At 66.4% G+C, this 327-nt stretch carries 1 pseudogene; it reads right to left on the bottom strand.

Annotated features, from left to right (window positions below):
- Nucleotides 1-327 (bottom strand): annotated as a pseudogene (locus JI62_RS23050) (ATP-dependent DNA helicase); the annotation flags it as partial.

Here is a 327-nt window from a genome sequence, read left to right as displayed (position 1 = left end):
CCCCCCCCGGCGTCTTTGACCCCCCCCTGCCACTGGCGGGCCAAGCGCTCCAGTGGCCGGGAGAGTGCTTTAGGAGCAGCACGTCGCAATCGGCTCAAGCGCCGCTGGTCGAGTTCGGCGCTGTACATGCCCCGGGCTCGCTCTACCAAGTTATGTGCTTCGTCGACCAGCACGCCCGTCCGCCAGTCGTTGGCCTGTGCCAGACCATGCAACAGCGCGTGACTGTCGAACCAGTGATTAACGTCGCCGACGATCACGTCCGCCCAGCGCGCCAGCTCTTGGCCCAGATAATACGGGCACACGTCGTGAGCCAGCGCCACGTCGCGC

It is taken from the genome of Halomonas campaniensis (assembly GCF_002211105.1).
In the GTDB taxonomy this organism is placed as follows: domain Bacteria; phylum Pseudomonadota; class Gammaproteobacteria; order Pseudomonadales; family Halomonadaceae; genus Vreelandella; species Vreelandella campaniensis_A.
Note: the sequence above shows the minus strand (reverse complement) of the source record. Positions and strands in the feature narration are given on the sequence as shown.